General features: G+C 59.2%; 15 protein-coding genes. 8 read left to right on the top strand and 7 right to left on the bottom strand.

Annotation, left to right across the window (positions count from 1 at the left end; genetic code table 11):
• Positions 1–64 precede the first annotated feature (64 nt).
• Genes HU755_RS09870 through secB form a run of 3 tightly spaced genes read left to right on the top strand, consistent with a single transcriptional unit; the run spans position 65 to position 1,277 of the window.
• Positions 65–478 carry a rhodanese-like domain-containing protein gene (locus tag HU755_RS09870; RefSeq protein WP_186533775.1) on the top strand — a complete coding sequence of 138 codons (414 nt, stop codon included), beginning with the start codon at positions 65–67 and terminating at the stop codon, positions 476–478.
• 1 nt (position 479) lies between these two features.
• A complete protein-coding gene (gene grxC, locus HU755_RS09865; RefSeq protein WP_186631995.1) occupies positions 480–734 on the top strand; it encodes a glutaredoxin 3 in 255 nt (84 codons plus the stop codon).
• A 57-nt stretch (positions 735–791) separates the two neighbouring features.
• Complete coding sequence (gene secB, locus HU755_RS09860; RefSeq protein ID WP_016772114.1) at positions 792–1,277, top strand: protein-export chaperone SecB; 486 nt, start codon at positions 792–794, stop codon at positions 1,275–1,277.
• A 234-nt stretch (positions 1,278–1,511) separates the two neighbouring features.
• On the opposite strand, the gene HU755_RS09855 is transcribed toward secB, so the two are convergent.
• On the bottom strand, positions 1,512–1,967 hold the full coding sequence (locus tag HU755_RS09855; protein ID WP_186631992.1) for a tRNA (cytidine(34)-2'-O)-methyltransferase: 456 nt from the start codon (positions 1,965–1,967) through the stop codon (positions 1,512–1,514).
• Here HU755_RS09855 and HU755_RS09850 point away from each other — a divergent pair.
• Positions 1,966–2,406, top strand: coding sequence for a hypothetical protein (locus tag HU755_RS09850; RefSeq protein ID WP_186552134.1), 441 nt, complete (start codon positions 1,966–1,968; stop codon positions 2,404–2,406). The genes HU755_RS09855 and HU755_RS09850 overlap by 2 nt on opposite strands.
• A 186-nt stretch (positions 2,407–2,592) precedes the next feature.
• Positions 2,593–5,061, top strand: coding sequence for a leucine-rich repeat domain-containing protein (locus HU755_RS09845; RefSeq protein WP_186631989.1), 2,469 nt, complete (start codon positions 2,593–2,595; stop codon positions 5,059–5,061).
• Positions 5,062–5,600: 539 nt separating this feature from the next.
• On the opposite strand, the gene ntrC is transcribed toward HU755_RS09845, so the two are convergent.
• From ntrC to glnA, 5 genes are all read right to left on the bottom strand, one after another.
• Entirely contained in the window at positions 5,601–7,037 is a 1,437-nt protein-coding gene (gene ntrC / locus HU755_RS09840) for a nitrogen regulation protein NR(I) (RefSeq protein WP_186552132.1), read from the bottom strand.
• Positions 7,034–8,119 carry a nitrogen regulation protein NR(II) gene (gene glnL / locus HU755_RS09835; protein WP_186552131.1) on the bottom strand — a complete coding sequence of 362 codons (1,086 nt, stop codon included), beginning with the start codon at positions 8,117–8,119 and terminating at the stop codon, positions 7,034–7,036. The genes ntrC and glnL overlap by 4 nt, the downstream gene beginning before the upstream one ends.
• 230 nt (positions 8,120–8,349) lie before the next feature.
• Entirely contained in the window at positions 8,350–8,964 is a 615-nt protein-coding gene (locus HU755_RS09830) for a DUF4124 domain-containing protein (protein WP_186631986.1), read from the bottom strand.
• Positions 8,961–9,473 (bottom strand): DUF4124 domain-containing protein, encoded by a 513-nt coding sequence (locus tag HU755_RS09825; RefSeq protein WP_186631983.1) that lies wholly within the window; start codon positions 9,471–9,473, stop codon positions 8,961–8,963. The genes HU755_RS09830 and HU755_RS09825 overlap by 4 nt, the downstream gene beginning before the upstream one ends.
• Positions 9,474–9,757: 284 nt before the next feature.
• The gene (gene glnA / locus HU755_RS09820; protein WP_186552128.1) at positions 9,758–11,164 is read right to left on the bottom strand and encodes a type I glutamate--ammonia ligase; all 1,407 of its coding nucleotides are present in this window, start codon (positions 11,162–11,164) and stop codon (positions 9,758–9,760) included.
• A gap of 329 nt (positions 11,165–11,493) precedes the next feature.
• On the opposite strand from glnA, the gene thiI reads away from it, so the two are divergent.
• Both thiI and typA read left to right on the top strand, forming a co-directional pair.
• Positions 11,494–12,948 (top strand): tRNA uracil 4-sulfurtransferase ThiI, encoded by a 1,455-nt coding sequence (gene thiI / locus HU755_RS09815; RefSeq protein WP_186552127.1) that lies wholly within the window; start codon positions 11,494–11,496, stop codon positions 12,946–12,948.
• A gap of 139 nt (positions 12,949–13,087) precedes the next feature.
• A complete protein-coding gene (gene typA / locus HU755_RS09810; protein ID WP_186552126.1) occupies positions 13,088–14,908 on the top strand; it encodes a translational GTPase TypA in 1,821 nt (606 codons plus the stop codon).
• A 215-nt stretch (positions 14,909–15,123) separates the two neighbouring features.
• On the opposite strand, the gene HU755_RS09805 is transcribed toward typA, so the two are convergent.
• Positions 15,124–15,561, bottom strand: a complete 438-nt coding sequence (locus tag HU755_RS09805; RefSeq protein ID WP_064117051.1) for a YkgJ family cysteine cluster protein — start codon at positions 15,559–15,561, stop codon at positions 15,124–15,126.
• A gap of 259 nt (positions 15,562–15,820) precedes the next feature.
• On the opposite strand from HU755_RS09805, the gene HU755_RS09800 reads away from it, so the two are divergent.
• Positions 15,821–18,271, top strand: a complete 2,451-nt coding sequence (locus HU755_RS09800; protein ID WP_186552125.1) for a glycogen/starch/alpha-glucan phosphorylase — start codon at positions 15,821–15,823, stop codon at positions 18,269–18,271.
• Positions 18,272–18,505 lie beyond the last annotated feature (234 nt).

The following is an 18,505-nucleotide window of genomic DNA, read 5'->3' as shown; positions in this document are numbered from 1 at the left end:
GGTTTGGCCGACCATAGTGGCTGTGTATACTGGCCGACATTTTAACGCCCTGGAACCTCCTTCGATGGTTGCTCACCTGATTGAATTTGCCACTAACCACTACATTCTTGTCGGTATCTTCGTCGTACTGCTGGCTCTGTTGCTGGCGCACACGATGCAGGGCGGCGGTAAAAGCCTGAGCACCGGCGAGCTGACCGCGCTGGTCAATAAAGATGCGGGCGTGGTGGTGGACATCCGTCCCGTCAAGGATTACGCCGCTGGCCACATCGTTGGCGCGCTGAACATTCCCCACGACAAACTGACTGCCCGCGTTGCCGAGCTGGAAAAGCACAAAGCCAAGACCATCATTCTGGTTGATGCCCTCGGTCAGACCGCCGGTACCCACGCCCGCGAGTTGATGAAGTCCGGTTTCACCGCCGCCAAGCTGTCCGGCGGGATTTCCAGCTGGAAAGGCGACAACCTGCCATTGGTGAAGTGATATGAAAGATGTCGTCGTCTACTCCAGCGATTACTGCCCTTACTGCTCCCGAGCCAAGTCTCTGCTCGTCAGCAAAGGCGTGGCCTTCGAAGAGATCAAGGTCGATGGCAAGCCGCAGCTGCGCGCCGAAATGACCAAAAAGGCCGGGCGCACGTCCGTGCCGCAGATCTGGATCGGCAGCCAGCACATCGGCGGTTGTGATGATTTATACGCCCTGGAGCGCGCCGGCAAACTCGACGCGCTGCTCAAGGCCTGAACGGCTGCACCCACGTACAGCACTCCCTAAAAGACCCAAGATCGATAAGGATCTGAGATGACTGACCAACAGAACACTGCAGCCAGCGAAGAAGAAACCGCACCGCAATTCTCCTTGCAGCGCATCTACGTACGCGACCTGTCCTTCGAAGCCCCGAAAAGCCCGGCGATCTTCCGCCAGCAGTGGGACCCGGCGGTCGGCCTGGATCTGAACACTCGTCAGAAAGCGCTGGAAGGCGATTTCTACGAAGTCGTGCTGACCCTGTCGGTGACCGTGAAAAACGGTGAAGAAGTCGCCTTCATCGCAGAAGTGCAGCAGGCCGGTATCTTCCTGATCAAGAACCTGGACGCGGCTTCGATGAGCCACACCCTGGGTGCGTTCTGCCCGAACATCCTGTTCCCGTATGCGCGTGAAACCCTGGACAGCCTGGTGACCCGCGGTTCGTTCCCGGCGCTGATGCTGGCCCCGGTGAACTTCGACGCCCTGTACGCGCAAGAGCTGCAGCGCATGCAGGAAAGCGGCGAGACCCCGACCGTTCAATAATCGGTCGATGTGTTGACGCAAGTCCAATGTGGGAGCGGGCTTGCTCGCGAATACGGTGTGTCAGGCGACATTGATGCCATCTGACACTCTGCATTCGCGAGCAAGCCCGCTCCCACATTTGCTGATCGTTCCCACGCTCCCGCGTGGGAATGCCTCAAGGGACGCTCCGCGTCCAGTGACGCGGAGCGTCACGGGCTGAATTCCCGTGCAGAGCGTGGGAACGATCAGTGGTGGTTATTTGAAGTCGTTCTGGCGCCACGCTTCGTACACGGCGACGGCCACGGTGTTAGACAGGTTCAGGCTGCGGCAGCCTTCGCGCATTGGCAAGCGCAGGCGCTGTTCGGCAGGCAAGGCGTCGAGAACGTCCGCTGGCAAGCCACGGCTTTCCGGGCCAAACAAAAACGCATCACCAGGCACGAACGCAGCATCATGAAACGGCCGCGAGCCTTTGGTCGTGAAGGCGAACAGCCGCGGATTGCCCAGGCTTTCCAGGCAACTGGCCAGGTAAGCATGACGTTGCAACGTGGCATATTCGTGGTAGTCGAGACCGGCGCGGCGCAAACGCTTGTCGTCCATCTCGAAACCCAGCGGTTCGATCAAATGCAGGTGGCAGCCACTGTTGGCGCACAGCCTGATAACGTTGCCGGTGTTCGGCGGAATTTCTGGTTGAAAAAGGATGACGTGAAACATGCACGGCTCCGAAGGTAAAGATGACGCGCATTCTACGCCGCAAGCGGACTGGCGTTCGAAACTATTCCCGCGAGTGATCGGTTCCCTGGCGATTTTCGGTTTGATGGTCGGTTTGATGATCGGCCGTCTGACCACGCCGGATCCGAGCGTGCTGGAGCAGGTTGAGGTCACCGATGGCGGCCTGGTGGTGTGGTTCAACAACGAACCGAAACTGCATGGTGAAATCATCGACGGCACCATCGCATTGCTGTTTCAGGCTGAGGGCCGGGCGCAAAAAGGCCAGCTCAGGCTCAACGGCAAGGACGTGAACTGGCGCGCGCGCAAAAGCGATGGCGGATTATTGCTGACGGTGCTGGCGGCACGACCGCTGCAGGGTGACTGGGCCGGCAGCGAAGTCGATGATCGCTGGCGGCTGGAAATCCGCCTACAAGAGCGCTAGGCAGGGTGTTCCCCTAACCGCCGTCCGCTCCGACGCTCTTTGGCGTTGTTTCCCACGGATACTATCCATCTTTCCGACCTCCATTCGAGGCTCGCGCACGCTATCGTTCGCCCCTTCAAGCGGCAGGATGCCAATACCCATCGTCTCTTGCACGAATGCAAGGGGCGACTTTTCAAGGATGGAAATATGCCAGTAAAACCACCTCGCGGTGGCAGCACCCGCGTGGATACGGAGGTTTACACCCACTCGAATCGAAATCCGGACAAGGATTTTTCACCGGTTGGCACGCCCGGCCGCGATGGCACGGCCTCTTCGGTTCGTGTCGATGATTCGAAGCTGCGAAGCACCTCGCTCGGCGATGATGCAGGCCGGGATACGATCTTGCGGACACCGATGGTCGAAGTTCGCCCGCAGCCGCGGCCTGCTGAAACCCTTCTCTTCAAATACAGGTCGCTTGAGCATTACAGGCTGGAGTCAGCGACCGGACTGCCGGATGCCGACAGCGAAGGTTTCAGGGTGCACAGAAATCGCCAGTATGTGGAGGTGCCTGACGGTGGCATCGTTCTTGTCGGGGTGGATCTGGACACGGGGTTGTATCGCGCACGACTTCCCAGCGAGTTGCTGCCCTCCGGCCCATGGTTGCTGCGTGATATCGAGAGCGGCATCTGGCACCCGCACAGCGACTTCAATGCACGCACCAATCCTCTGACCGACGCAAACTTGCAAGCCTTTCGTACCGGAGTGGATGTCAGTGGTGCAGAACCGGGCAGCGACGGCGTGATACGACACGATGGCAAGCTCTATGTGGCCATCAATGAACAGGCGTATCAGGTGATGCAGGATCTTGATGCGTCCCGCCCGGAATACAAGACTTGGCGTCTGGTTCATCCCGAGGACCCCGTCGCCACAGACAGCGCGAATATTTACCGCGCCAGCCGTAGCGGTGAAACCCTTGCCATCACCCGGAACGAGCGGAACACCTGGGTTTGCATCCTCACAGGTTTGCGCGGCGGCGCGGACGGCAATGCCCCGGCAGATGCCAACCCGTTCAACTTTCATCGCCCCTGGCTCACCGGCGCGGCACCCTCGGGTGGGCAAGCGCCGGTCGTTGTCGCGGCCACGCGGGCGCAGGTCAAACGCTACTTTGCAGACGCGACGGATCAGCATGCCGATGATTTCATTGCGCGATTTGGTGAAGCGGCCGACGCAGAGGTGGAACTGAAGCGGCTCCAGCTTGAGTTTCCTCAACTGAACCGTGAGGTTACGGCTTGGGAGGCGGGTTATAAGGGCAAGGATGATGCAGAGCGTAGTCGGCGACTGGCAATAGGTGCCAAGATACGCCGGCTGTACAAGTGGCAGGGAGAGAGTTCGGAGAAAGTCTACCGTGAGGGGCGGCTGGTCGGCTTCAAGTTGGAACTTGACTTGGGAAGTCGAGGGAATCTGGCGCTACCGGGTTTTTCGATTCGACTTGAATCCATTGTCTCTCTTCGCCTGGAGGGCAGCCCCTCGAGAAGTCTGGAAAATTTATTCTCGATGTTTCCCCACATTGAATCCCTCGACGTGCGCGGATTCAGGGGCAAGAGCCAAGAGCTGTTTGCCGAGATCAATAAACTTCCTGCGTTGAGCGTATTGATGATGCAGGACAGCCGGCTCTTGCTGCCGGCCAATTCTGAGCATTTCACGCGGTTGACCCGCTTGCAGGAGTTGAGCCTGACGAACTGCAGTATTTGGCCGACTCTTTCTGTGCAGGGAATGACCGAGTTGCGCGTCTTGCGCGCACGTTCTTGTGATTTACTCTTTGTGCCTCTCGGACTGGGTAATGCGCCCGCAGCGTCTCGGTTACAGGTGCTTGATCTTTACCATAATCCTGAATTGCGCCATGCGCCTGATGTCACCCACATGTCTGATTTGCGAATATTGGATCTGTCCTATACCGACATATCCGCGCCACCGCTCGGGCTCGGTTTGCAGAACGGTCCGTCGCGACTTGAGATATTGAACTTATCGCAAACTCCGCTTGCGATAGCACCCTCATTGCAGGGAATGACGGCGTTGCTGGAAGTCGATCTTAGCCGTACTCGGATAAATAGCTTCCCGGACGGCGTGACACCCGAAATTCCCAGGACACGTTTGGATCTGGCCTATAGCCTGATCAGATCTATCCCCGAAACCGTTGAACTCAGAACAGAGCTGGATCTGACCGGCGCGCTGATTTCTGACCCTGCCTCTTTTCGGCGGTTAATCGCTGCACGTCGGCAAACAGGTAAAGATTTCTGGTTGGGAAAATCCTCGCACGATCTGGTGATCGATCATTGGATGCACAATATTCCACAGGCGCAACACGCCGCGAAAATTGCCCTTTGGGGCTCGCTGACCCACCAGACGAACATTGCGATGATGAAAAAAATCAGGGATCTGATCCGTACGCCTGAGTTCCTCGTCGAGCGCGCACTTTTGCAGCGCCGAGTCTGGTCCTTTCTTGAGCATTTCGAAAAGGCAAGTCTGGGTGAGCAAGAAACTTTGCGAGAAATCGCGTTCGCTGAGCCCAGTCCAGGGAGAATGCTGGAAAGGCTCGAAGAGGAAACAAGAAAATTTGACCCAACGGCGCAACACCAGCCCTTGCATCATTTGCCCAAGCGGCCACGGTTTGATTAACGTGGCGCGAACGGCGATGAAAAAGCGGGAATCCCTGACCTGCCTGTATCAGGGTTCCCAAAAGCGTGGGCTTCGCTTGTCGCGTAAGCCCGGTATAAAGAGGGAACCCCCGGCCTGCCTGTACCAAGGATCCCAAAAGGGTGGACGCATCGCGCGGCGGTGCGACCCGGTGTAAAGAGGGGAATCCCCGGCCTGCCTGTACCAAGGTCCCCGAAACGGGTGGTGAAACGAATCACCTGTGAGAGGTATTGCAGGGGGCGTGCCAGGTTTAAATCTGCGGAAACAAAAAATCGCATCGCCAAAACGAAAGCCCCGGAATCTGGGGCTTTCGCTTATTGACGCGTGCGTTTTCAGGGGCTTTTAGATGTCGGGATGGCGATGCGGCTATGCGCGATCACGGGTCATTGTGCATTGATGCGGTGCACGGTGGCCTAAAAGCTTCGCGAGCAGGCTCGCTCCCACAGTTGAAATGCAGTCCCCTGTGGGAGCGAGCCTGCTCGCGAATGGGCTATGAGTGTCGACGAAGATTCGAAGGCGGATTAACCCTCTTCCCCCTCATCATCATCCCCACCATCAACCTTCATGCCCAGTTCCTTGATCTTGCGCGTCAGGGTGTTACGCCCCCAACCCAGCAGCACCGCAGCATCACGCCGACGCCCGGCGGTGTGCTTCAGCGCCGTCTCGATCATTATCCGTTCGAAGGCCGGCACTGCGCTGTCGAGCAGACTCGACTGGCCGCGGGCCAGGGCCTGGTCGGCCCACTGGCGTAGCGCCTGCTCCCAGTTGGTCACCGGGGCCGAGTCCTGTGGCAGGTTGAGCAGTTCCGGCGGCAGGTCGCTGATATGCACTTCGCGACCGGAAGCCATCACGGTGATCCAGCGGCAAGTATTCTCCAACTGCCGTACGTTGCCGCCCCACGGCAGGTTTTTCAGGTATTCCTCGGTTTCGCTTTTCAGCAGCTTCGGCTCGACCGCCAGCTCCTGCGCGGCGCGGCTGAGGAAGTGTTTGGCCAGGGTCGGAATGTCTTCGCGACGATCAGACAGGCGCGGGATATGGATGCGGATCACGTTGAGGCGGTGGAACAAGTCCTCACGGAATTTGCCGGCGTGAACCAGGGTTTCCAGATTCTGGTGCGTCGCCGCGATGATGCGCACATCGACCTTGACCGGGACATGACCGCCAACGCGATAGAACTCGCCATCGGCCAGTACGCGCAACAGGCGGGTCTGGGTGTCGGCGGGCATGTCACCGATTTCATCGAGGAACAGCGTGCCGCCGTCAGCCTGTTCGAAGCGTCCGCGGCGCAGATTTGCCGCGCCGGTGAACGCGCCTTTTTCGTGGCCGAACAGCTCCGACTCCATCAAGTCCTTGGGAATCGCCGCCATGTTCAGCGCGATGAACGGCGAGGCTGCGCGCGGGCTGTGACGATGCAAGGCGTGGGCAACCAGTTCTTTACCGGTGCCGGATTCGCCGTTGATCAGCACGGTGATGTTGGAGTGGCTCAAGCGGCCGATGGCGCGAAATACTTCCTGCATCGCCGGCGCTTCGCCGATGATTTCCGGGGTGCGGGTCAGCGCGGGAACGACTTCCAGGCCTTGCTGCTCCTGCGCGTGCTGGTTGGCGCGTTTGACCAGCGACACCGCTTCATCCACGTCGAAGGGCTTGGGCAGGTATTCGAAGGCACCGCCCTGATAGGAGGCGACAGCGCTGTCCAGATCGGAGTGCGCGGTCATGATGATCACCGGCAACCGTGGATGCTGCTCGCGAATCCGCGCCAGCAGGTCCAGGCCACTGGCACCCGGCATGCGAATGTCGGAAATGATCACGTCCGGCTGCTGCCGGGCCAGACGACTCATCACGCCATCGGCGCTGTCGAAACTCTGGGTGGTCATGCCTTCCTGCTGCAAGGCCTTTTCCAGAACCCAACGGATAGAACGGTCGTCATCGACGATCCACACGGTTTCACTACGGCTCATGTCGATGTGGCTCCTTGTTCCAGTGGCAGAAAGATCGAGAAGGTGGTGTGGCCTGGATGGCTCTCACACTCGATCAGGCCCTGGTGCTGACTGATGATGTTCTGGGTGATGGCCAGGCCCAGCCCGGTACCGTCCGGACGACCGCTGACCATCGGAAAGAAAATGGTTTCCTGCAGTTCTGCCGGGATGCCCGGGCCGTTGTCGATAATCTCGATCTTGGTCACCAGGCGATGGCGGATGTGGCCAATGGTGAACTGGCGCATGGCGCGGGTGCGCAGGCTGATGCGGCCCAGGCGCAGCTCGTTCTGGCTACTGATCGCCTGCATGGCGTTGCGCACGATATTCAAAACGGCCTGGATCATCTGTTCGCGGTCGATCAATACGTCGGGAATGCTTGGATCGTAATCGCGCACCAAGGTGATGCAGCCCTGGCTTTCGGCTTCGACCAGATGGCAGACGCGCTCCAGCACTTCGTGGACATTGCACATTGCCAATGACGGCAGTTTGTTCGAGCCGAGCATGCGGTCGACCAGATTGCGCAGACGGTCGGCCTCTTCGATGATCACGTTGGTGTAGTCGCGCAGGCTTTCTTCCGGCAGCTCGCGGGCCAGCAGTTGCGCGGCGCCACGGATGCCGCCGAGCGGATTCTTGATTTCGTGGGCGAGGCCGCGCACCAGCATCTTGCTGGTTTCCTGCTTGGACAGTTGCGCCTCTTCTTTGGTGATGCGCAGCAAGCGGTCCCGGGGATGAACTTCCAGCAGCAGCAAAGTCGCGCCGTTACTCAGGATCGGCGTTACCGCGTAATCCACCGTCAGGGTCTGTCCGGTAAGGGCAGTGAGCATCGCTTCGCGCTTGGTGAACGGGTGCGCCTGCTCCACGGCCTGGCGCAGAGAATTGAGCGCCTCGGGGGATTCGGTAAACAGCTCGCTGATGAATTGTCCGTGGCTGCGCTGGCCGCTCACGGCCAGGAGCATTTCTGCCGCCGGGTTCATGTACTCAAGGCGCAGTTCGGCATCGAGCAGGATGGTCGCCGTGGTCAGGTTGTCGAGCAGCAAACGGTGGATTGCGTCGCTTATGGTCATCTGGACCCCTTTTGGAGCAAGGCGTGCGCGAGAACAAAGCGCTGATAAAAGGAAAATGCAAAAACCAAACCAAGGCTCCGAAAAGAAGCGTTCGGCGCCTGAAACAGGCGTTTGACGCGCGTTTGTATGGCACGGAGCCAGCTCAAACGGGAAGTTTCGAACCAAAATGGGTTGGGATATGAGTACGTCGCGAGTTGTTGCACCAATATAGTGCGCTATGCACAAGCGCGTTAGAAGAAACGCAGGAAGGGGTTTTTCGGCTCGGGCGGTTTATCTTTCAGCGGGCATTCGGGACGCACGCCATAGTCATCGGCAACGCAGGGTTTGACCTGGCGTTTCTGCGCCAGGGAGATGCGCAGCATGTGGAAAGGCTGGTTGGCCGTGCGTTCGATCGTCCGCCCCTGGGCGTCGAGAATTTCAATCGAAAGGTTATGACTGCCACGATCGATGTTGGCCAGCGGGAACACCGGGCTGAGTCCAGGCTCACCGGTACTTTTGCCGTCCAGCAGCAGGCGATAGCGATGGCCGCTCTGCAGGCCGGGTTCGCTGGTGACGCTGACGATCAGTTCGCCGCTGCTGCTGCGAATGGTGGCGTCGGGTTCGGGAATCAGAATGCGCAGCATGTCGTAGTGGAACGGCGGCTGTTGCGCTGGTTTTCTGGCCGGGGCGCTCGGCGCAGTGGCGGTCGGCGCCGACATGCGATTACTGGTCGCGATCGGCACCCGCTGGGCGTTGGCTCGCGGCTGATCGGTGTAGACACGATTGCCTTGGGCGTCGACGTAGGTGAAGACTTGCGCCGTAGCGGGCAGGGCCAGGCAGCAGAGGACCAGCCATAAACCCCTCATGGCGTGTGCACCCGCTGCACGGTGAAGACGGCGGGCGCGCTCTGCTGGATGACGGTTTGCCCGTCGATCACCTGTACGGCCAGCCGATGCTCGCCGCGATCAATATTCACCAATTGCAGAACCGGCACATTGCTTGGCTGGCCATAGGGTTGTTCGTCGAGTACCAGCCTCAGCTGATGCGGCGGTTGCAGGCGCGGCTTGATCAGTACAGTGACGGTGAAGGTGCCGTTGTTGGCGCGCAGGGCTTCATCGCCGGGCAGGCCGGCCAGCTCAAGAATCTCATAGGCATTGCGCGGCGCCTGGCGCTCGCCGGCGGCGGGCGAAGGTGCCGCACTCGGCGTTTGCGGCTCGACCCGATTGAGCGGCGGCAGCTCGACCGGTTGTGCCTGCACACCGTCCGGCGGCTGGTTGCTGTACGCGGTATTGCCGTTGGCGTCGGTGTACTTGTAGATCTGCGCGACGGCGGGCAGGGCGGTCAGCAGCAGAAGGAAGAGCAAGGTGCGACCCATGAAATCGACCGGGGTTGGAAACGATGGATAGCAGCATAGGCCAGGTGCGGCGGTTGGCCCAACTGGGAACATATCCAGAATCATTCAGCCGCCACAAATCCCCTGTAGGAGTGAGCCTGCTCGCGATGGCGTCGTGTCAGTCGCCAGCTTTTTCAATGACCCACCGCGATCTCGAGCAGGCTCACTCCTACAGGGGGCTTGGTTGGCCATAAAATCCGGGCAATAAAAAAGGCCTTCCGAAGAAGGCCTCTTTTTGTCACGCCGCGTTACGCAGCGCTACCGGATCAGCAGCTGTAGTACAGCTCATATTCCAGTGGGTGTACGAAGGTGCGAACCTTGATTTCTTCTTCCGATTTCAGCGCGATGTAAGCGTCGATGAAGTCGTCGGAGAACACGCCGCCCTTGGTCAGGAACGCGCGGCCCTTGTCCAGCTCTTCCAGGGCTTCTTTCAGGCTGCCGCAAACTTGTGGGATCTCTTTCGCCTCTTCAGGCGGCAGGTCGTACAGGTTTTTGTCAGCAGCGTCGCCTGGGTGGATCTTGTTCTGGATACCGTCCAGACCGGCCATCAGCAGTGCTGCGAAGGCCAGGTACGGGTTGGCTGCCGGATCCGGGAAACGTGCTTCGATACGGCGGGCTTTCGGGCTCGACACGTAAGGAATACGGATCGAAGCGGAACGGTTGCGAGCCGAGTAGGCCAGCATGACCGGTGCTTCGAAGCCTGGTACCAGACGCTTGTAGGAGTTGGTCGCCGGGTTGGTGAAGCCGTTCAGGGCCTTGCCGTGCTTGATGATGCCGCCGATGAAGTACAGCGCGGTATCGGACAGACCGGCATAGCCTTCGCCAGCGAAGGTGTTCTTGCCGTCTTTCCAGATCGACATGTGTACGTGCATGCCCGAGCCGTTGTCGCCGTACAGTGGCTTCGGCATGAAGGTCGCGGTGCGGCCGTAAGCGTCAGCAACGTTGTGCACAACGTACTTGAGGGTCTGGGTTTCGTCGGCTTTCTTCACCAGGGTGTTGAACTTGACGCCGATTTCGTTCTGGCCGGCGGTCGCCACTTCGTGGTGGTGAACTTCGACGGTCAGGCCCATTTCTTCCAGCGCGTTGCACATGGAGGTACGGATTTCGTGGTCATGGTCGAACGGCGGAACCGGGAAGTAGCCGCCCTTGACGCCTGGACGGTGGCCTTTGTTGCCACCTTCGACGTCCTGGTCGGACATCCACGAACCTTGCTCGGAGTAGATCTTGAACATCGAGCCGGAGATGTCCGACTTGAATTTCACCGAGTCAAAGATGAAGAACTCAGGCTCTGGACCTGCGAACACGGTGTCACCGATACCGGTGGCTTTGAGGTGTTCTTCGGCGCGCTTGGCGATCGCACGTGGGTCGCGGTCGTAGCCTTGCATGCTCGAAGGTTCGATGATGTCGCACACCAGGATCAGCGTGGCGTCTTCGGTGAACGGGTCGAGAACGGCGGTTTCGTCAACCGGCATGAGGATCATGTCGGAGGCTTCGATGCCTTTCCAGCCAGCGATGGAGGAGCCGTCGAACATTTTGCCGACTTCGAAGAAGTCTTCATCCAGCGCATCGCGAGCCGGCATGGTCACGTGGTGCTGAGTGCCTTTGGTGTCCGTGAAGCGCAGATCAATCCACTTGACGTCATGATCTTTGATGAGTTGAACCGTCTTCGACATACTGTCCTCCGGGTGGCTTAGGGCTGGGTAGTGGATGCCCTTAAATATGGGTGATGCCGGCGCGAATACTCTGCCAAGGCAACCTGCCTCACAAGGGAGCAAATTGCATGCCAGTGCCCCAGCATGGGTTTTTTGCCGCAAATTCACCCCTATTAAGGTGCAAAGCGCTGGATTGCGGAAAATCTCGCCCTCTAATGTAGCGTCTCCAGTCGAAAATGACCCGTTTTGGTGCGCGCAAAACCTTCTGCACATTAACTGGTTAAACCTTGAGCAATTTCCGCTATAATCCGCGCCCCCCTTTTTCGGCTGGCCGTTCGCGCGCTGTTTTCATGAAACTAATCGTAAAAGTCTTCCCCGAGATCACCATCAAAAGCCGACCTGTCCGGACGAAGTTCATCCGCCAGTTGGCCAAGAACATCCGCACCGTGCTCCGTGACCTGGACCCGGCCGTGGTGGTGAGCGGTGTGTGGGACAATCTCGAACTGGAAACCCGCGTTACCGACCCCAAAGCCTTGAAAGAGATGGGCGAGCGCCTGACGTGCATGCCGGGCATCGCGCACTTTCTGCAGATCGACGAGTACCCGCTGGGCGACTTCGACGACATCACCGAAAAGTGCAAGCAGCACTACGGCGATGCGCTGGCCGGGAAGATTTTCTCGGTGCGCTGCAAGCGTGCGGGCAAGCATCCTTTCAGCTCGATGGACGTCGAAAAGTACGTCGGCAGCAAGTTGCGTCGCGAGTGTGGCGCTGCCGGAATCGACCTCAAGGCGCCGCAAATCGAAGTCCGTATCGAAGTTCGCGACAAACGGTTGTTCGTGATCCACAGCCAGCACAACGGCATCGGCGGCTATCCGCTCGGTGCGCTGGAGCAGACGCTGGTGCTGATGTCCGGCGGCTTTGACTCCACCGTGGCGGCTTACCAGATCATGCGTCGCGGCCTGATGGCGCATTTCTGCTTCTTCAATCTGGGCGGGCGTGCCCATGAATTGGGCGTGATGGAAGTCGCGCATTTCATCTGGAAGAAGTACGGCAGCTCGCAACGCGTGCTATTTGTCAGTGTGCCGTTCGAGGAAGTGCTGGGCGAAATCCTCGGCAAAGTCGATAACAGTCATATGGGCGTGGTTTTGAAGCGTATGATGTTGCGCGCCTCGTCCGAGATTGCCGAGCGCCTGCACATCGATGCGCTGGTCACTGGCGAAGCGATTTCCCAGGTGTCGAGCCAGACGCTGCCAAACCTGTCGGTGATCGACTGCGTGACCGACAAACTGGTCCTGCGTCCACTGATCGTCGCGCACAAGCAGGACATCATCGACACGGCCAACGAGATCGGCACCGCCGATTTTGCCCGGCACATGCCGGAATACTGCGGGGTGATTTCGGTCAACCCGAAGACCGCCGCCAAGCGCGGTCGCGTCGAGCATGAAGAAAAAGAATTCGACATGGCGGTGCTCGAGCGTGCGCTCGCCAACGCCAAGCTGGTGCCGATCGATCGGGTGATCGACGAATTGGGCCAGGATTTGCAGATTGAAGAAGTCAGCGAAGCGCTGGCCGGTCAGATCGTGATCGACATCCGCCACCCGGATGCCGCCGAGGATGACCCGCTGGAACTCGCTGGCATAGAAGTACAGACGATGCCGTTCTATGCAGTGAACGCACGTTTCAAGGAACTGGACCCTACTCGCCAGTACCTGCTGTATTGCGACAAAGGCGTGATGAGTCGCCTGCATGCTCACCATTTGCTCAGTGAGGGGCATGCCAATGTGCGCGTTTATCGACCGAGCTAAGTGCCCGGGGCTGTTTGCCTGTGGCCTGCGTCACCGGCCCCCCGACACCGCCGTCAAGCTGTAACGGCCATGCCGGACACTACTGCTAATCGCTGCCAAGACTTGTCAGCAAACCGAATCCTCTGATCGAGATACACAAGTGATCGAAAATCTACGCAACATCGCCATCATTGCCCACGTTGACCATGGTAAGACCACCCTGGTAGACAAACTCCTGCGTCAATCCGGCACCCTGGAGCGCAACGAGCTCAACGACGAGCGCGTGATGGACTCCAACGACCAGGAAAAAGAGCGCGGTATTACCATCCTGGCGAAAAACACCGCCATCAACTGGAACGGCTACCACATCAACATCGTGGACACCCCGGGCCACGCCGACTTCGGCGGCGAAGTTGAACGCGTAATGTCGATGGTCGACTCCGTTCTGCTGCTGGTTGACGCTCAAGACGGCCCTATGCCGCAAACCCGTTTCGTGACCAAGAAGGCTTTCGAAGCCGGCCTGCGTCCAATCGTGGTGATCAACAAGGTTGACCGTCCAGGCGCGCGTCCGGACTGGGTTCTGGATCAGATCTTCGACCTGTTCGACAACCTCGGTGCTACCGAAGAACAACTGGACTTCCAGGTTGTTTACGCTTCGGCCCTGAACGGCATTGCCGGTCTGGACCACACCGCCATGGCGGAAGACATGACTCCGCTGTACCAAGCGGTGGTTGATCACGTTCCGCCTCCGGCCGTTGACCGTGACGGTCCGTTCCAGATGCAGATTTCCGCGCTGGACTACAACAGCTTCCTGGGTGTTATCGGTGTTGGCCGTATCGCTCGCGGTCGCGTCAAGCCGAACACTCCGGTTGTCGCGATCGGTGCCGATGGCAAGCGTCGCAACGGCCGTATCCTGAAGCTGATGGGTCACCACGGTCTGCACCGCGTTGACGTTGAAGAAGCTGCTGCTGGCGACATCGTCTGCATCAGCGGTATGGATTCGCTGTTCATCTCCGACACCCTGTGCCACCCGGACACGGTCGAGGCGATGAAGCCGCTGACCGTCGACGAGCCAACCGTTTCCATGACCTTCCAGGTTAACGATTCGCCTTTCTGCGGCAAGGAAGGCAAGTTCGTGACGTCCCGTAACATCAAGGACCGTCTGGACAAAGAGCTGCTGTACAACGTTGCACTGCGCGTTGAAGAAGGCGATACCGCTGACAAGTTCAAGGTTTCCGGCCGTGGTGAGCTGCACCTCTCGGTACTGATCGAAACCATGCGTCGCGAAGGCTTCGAACTGGCCCTGGGCCGTCCTGAAGTGATCATTCGTGAAGTTGACGGCGTCAAGCAGGAACCGTTCGAAAACGTCACCATCGACATCCCTGAAGAATCCCAGGGCAAGGTGATGGAAGAGATGGGCCTGCGTAAGGGCGATCTGAGCAACATGGTGCCGGATGGCAAGGGCCGTGTTCGTCTGGAATACAACATCCCTGCTCGCGGTCTGATCGGTTTCCGTAACCAGTTCCTGACCCTGACCAACGGCGCTGGCATCCTGACCTCGATCTTCGATCGTTACGACACCGTCAAGTCGGGCCACATGTCCGGCCGTCAGAACGGCGTTCTGGTTTCGGTTGAAACCGGCAAGGCACTGACCTACTCGCTGGAAACCCTGCAGGCTCGCGGCAAGCTGTTCGTAGAACACGGCCAGGAGATCTACAACGGTCAAATCGTTGGTCAGAACAGCCGTGACAACGACCTGGGCGTCAACCCTACCAAGGGCAAGAAGCTCGACAACATGCGTGCTTCGGGTAAAGACGAAACCATCGCTCTGGTTCCACCGGTGAAGTTCACCCTGGAACAGGCTCTGGAATACATCCAGGAAGACGAGCTGTGCGAAGTCACGCCTAAGTCGATCCGTCTTCGCAAGAAGATCCTCGACGAAAGCGAGCGTACCCGCGCTGCCAAGAAAGCCAAGGCGTAATTTAGCCCTGGAATAAAAAACGCCCCCGGTCTCGCGACCGGGGGCGTTTTTGTTTGTCTGGGTTTATGCAGTGCTGGTGGCGGCCCCTTCGCGAGCAGGCTCGCTCCCACAGGGGATCTTCAGTGAGCACAGATTTTGTGCGCACCAGATATCCATTGTGGGAGCGAGCCTGCTCGCGAAGGCGGCCGATCAGTCGCCGCAAATTTCAGCTGCGATCAAAACTTCTCGATCGCCCGGAAGTTCTGCACACGCTCGACTTCTTTCGGTTTATAAGCGCAATACCCCGGCCGCGGCCCGATTTTCGGGTGGTTGCGGCAGGTGTCCGGGCGCTTGTCATAAATGGTGCACAAGCGGCTTTTACGATCGAGGTAATAGCAGTCGTTGTTGCTCATGCGCTGCAGGGTAAAAATCCCCGATTTCTGATTGAAGCGCTCGACCAGACCTTCCTTTTGCAAACGCTTGGCGATGTTCTTCGGCGGGTCGCCCAGTTCGAATTCGTCGACCACGCCGATGCGCACCAGGTCCTTGATCTTGACCTCGACCGGCAGCGTGCAGCAGCTGGAGATACACGAGCCGCACATCGGCGCCGAGTATTTGGCCCACGTATCGAGACGATCAATCTCGGCGGCGGCGATCAGGTTGGGCTTCATCATCGGGAGTTACCAAGCGTGTATGCATCAGGGCGCGCGATCATACCGGGACGGGTGGAATTTTGAACAACCTTTCGCCGGATATTTTTCTGTGCACTGCATTTTGCCCGGTACGACGGCACGGCCCCTGCATTCATTGGCTCATCCGCCAAGGTTATGTCGGACTGTCGCACAGTCCGAGGAAATGCTGCCGAACCAGAGCCAATACCGTCGGTCAGACCGTCTAGGCTCAGACAATTCCCGCTCGCTCGAGGTCTTATTGATGACTCAAGAACCACTAGTTCGCGAAGCAGAGGTGGCCGCATTCCGCGACGCCGTCCTGACCAAACTCACCTACGCCGTGGGCAAAGACCCCGATCACGCCTTTGACCATGACTGGTTCGAAGCCATCGCCCTGGCTGCGCGCGATCACATGGTCGAGCACTGGATGGACCATACGCGGCAGATCTACCGCAAAGGCCAGAAGCGCGTTTATTACCTCTCGCTGGAATTTCTGATTGGTCGTCTGCTCTACGACAGCCTGAGCAACCTCGGTCTGCTCGACGTCGCCCGTGAAGCGCTGACCGAACTGGGCGTCGATCTGGAGCGCATTCGCTTGCTGGAGCCCGACGCGGCGCTGGGCAATGGCGGCCTCGGGCGTCTGGCGGCGTGCTTCATGGAAAGCATGTCGACCCTCGGCATCGCCGGCCATGGCTACGGCATTCGTTATGAGCACGGCTTGTTCCGCCAGGCGATTGTCGACGGCTGGCAACAGGAGCAAACCGAGCACTGGCTGGATTTCGGCAACCCCTGGGAATTCGAACGGCCGGAAGTGGTTTACCCGATCGGTTTCGGCGGCAGCGTCGAAACGGTCACCGACGCCAATGGCAAAACCCGCCAGGTCTGGTCGCCGGCAGAAACCGTGCGGGCGATTGCCTATGACACCCCGGTGGTTGGCTGGCGTGGGGCGAGCGTAAACACCCTGCGCCTGTGGCGCGCCCGCGCCATGGAAGAACTGCACCTGGAGCGCTTCAACGCCGGCGACCACTTGGGCGCCGTCGCCGAAGTGGCCCGCGCCGAGAGTATCTCCCGCGTCCTTTATCCGGCAGACAGCACCGAAGCCGGCCAGGAACTGCGCCTGCGTCAGGAATACTTCTTCGTCGCCGCCTCGCTGCAGGATCTGCTGCGTCGCCATCGCAACATGCACACCTCGGTGCTGACCCTGGGCGATCACGCTGCGATTCAGCTCAACGACACCCATCCCTCGATTGCCGTCGCCGAGCTGATGCGCCAACTGGTCGACGTTTATGACGTGGCCTGGGACGCCGCGTGGCAAGTCACCGTCGATACACTGTCGTACACCAACCACACGCTGTTGCCGGAAGCGCTGGAAACCTGGCCGGTAGGCTTGATGGAGCGCATGCTGCCTCGGCACATGCAGATCATTTACCTGATCAACGCTCAGCACATCGATTCGCTGCGGGCCAAGGGCATTCACGATTTCGACGTGCTGCGCGCGGTGTCGCTGATCGAAGAAGACAACGGTCGCCGGGTGCGCATGGGCAACCTCGCGTTCCTCGGTTCGCACAGCGTCAACGGCGTGTCCGGCCTGCACACACAACTGATGCGCAAAACCGTGTTTGCCGAACTGCACAAGCTCTACCCGGAGCGAATCAACAACAAGACCAACGGCATCACCTTCCGCCGCTGGTTGTATCAGGCCAACCCGGAACTGACCTCGATGCTGGTCGACGCCCTCGGCCCGGACCTGCTCGACAATCCCGAAGAACGCCTGCTCGATTTGCAGCCGTTCGCCGAGAAAACCGCGTTCCGCAAAGCCTTCGCCGAGCAGCGCCTGCACAGCAAAAAAGCCTTGGCCTATCTGATTCACGAGCGGCTGGGCATCGCCGTCAATCCGGCGGCGATGTTCGATGTGCAGGTCAAGCGCATCCATGAGTACAAACGGCAGTTGCTCAACCTGTTGCACACCGTGGCGCTGTACCAGGCGATTCGCGCCGAGCCGGAAGTCGACTGGGTACCGCGAGTGAAAATCTTCGCCGGTAAGGCTGCGGCGAGTTATCACCAGGCCAAACTGATCATCAAGCTGACCAACGACATCGCCCGGGTGGTGAACAACGACCCGACGGTGCGCGGCTTGCTCAAAGTGGTGTTCCTGCCCAACTACAACGTCAGCCTGGCCGAGAGCATTATTCCGGCGGCGGACTTGTCCGAGCAGATTTCCACTGCCGGTTTCGAGGCGTCGGGTACCAGCAACATGAAGTTCGGCCTCAACGGTGCGCTGACCATCGGCACCCTCGATGGGGCCAACGTGGAAATGGCGGAACGCATCGGTGCCGAGCACATGTTCATCTTCGGCCTCAGCGCCCAGCAGGTAGAAGCGCGCAAGCAGAACCACGAGTTCAGTGCGCTGCCGGACATCGCCGCGTCCCATCGCCTCAACGATGTGTTGCAAGCGATTCGCAGCGGGGTGTTCTCGCCGGACGACACCTCGCGCTACACCGGGCTGATCGACTCGCTGATCGATTACGACCGCTTCCTGGTCTGCGCCGATTTCGATTCTTACTGGGAAGCGCAAAAACGCGTTGAAGCGCACTGGCATGATTCGAATAACTGGTGGCGCTCGGCGGTGCTCAACACCTCGCGAATGGGCTGGTTCTCCTCGGACCGGACGATTCGCGAGTACGCCACGGATATCTGGAAAGCGCTGGAGTAACTTTCCGCAGCAAATGTGCGCAAGGCCCAACGTTTGTTGGGCCAGATCGATATACTGAGCGCCGGTTACCGGAGGCATCAGTCACCGCAGTCCTCCTGTGGGAGCGGGCTTGCTCGCGAAGGCGGTGTGTCAGTCAATTTGATTTCGACTGACACACCGCCTTCGCGAGCAAGCCCGCTCCCACAATGGAAATTTGCCTAGACTGAAGCCATCGCCGGACTCGCCCCGCTTCGG

This window comes from Pseudomonas sp. SWRI111 (assembly GCF_014268555.1).
In the GTDB taxonomy this organism is placed as follows: Bacteria; Pseudomonadota; Gammaproteobacteria; order Pseudomonadales; family Pseudomonadaceae; genus Aquipseudomonas; species Aquipseudomonas hamedanensis.
Note: the sequence above shows the minus strand (reverse complement) of the source record. Positions and strands in the feature narration are given on the sequence as shown.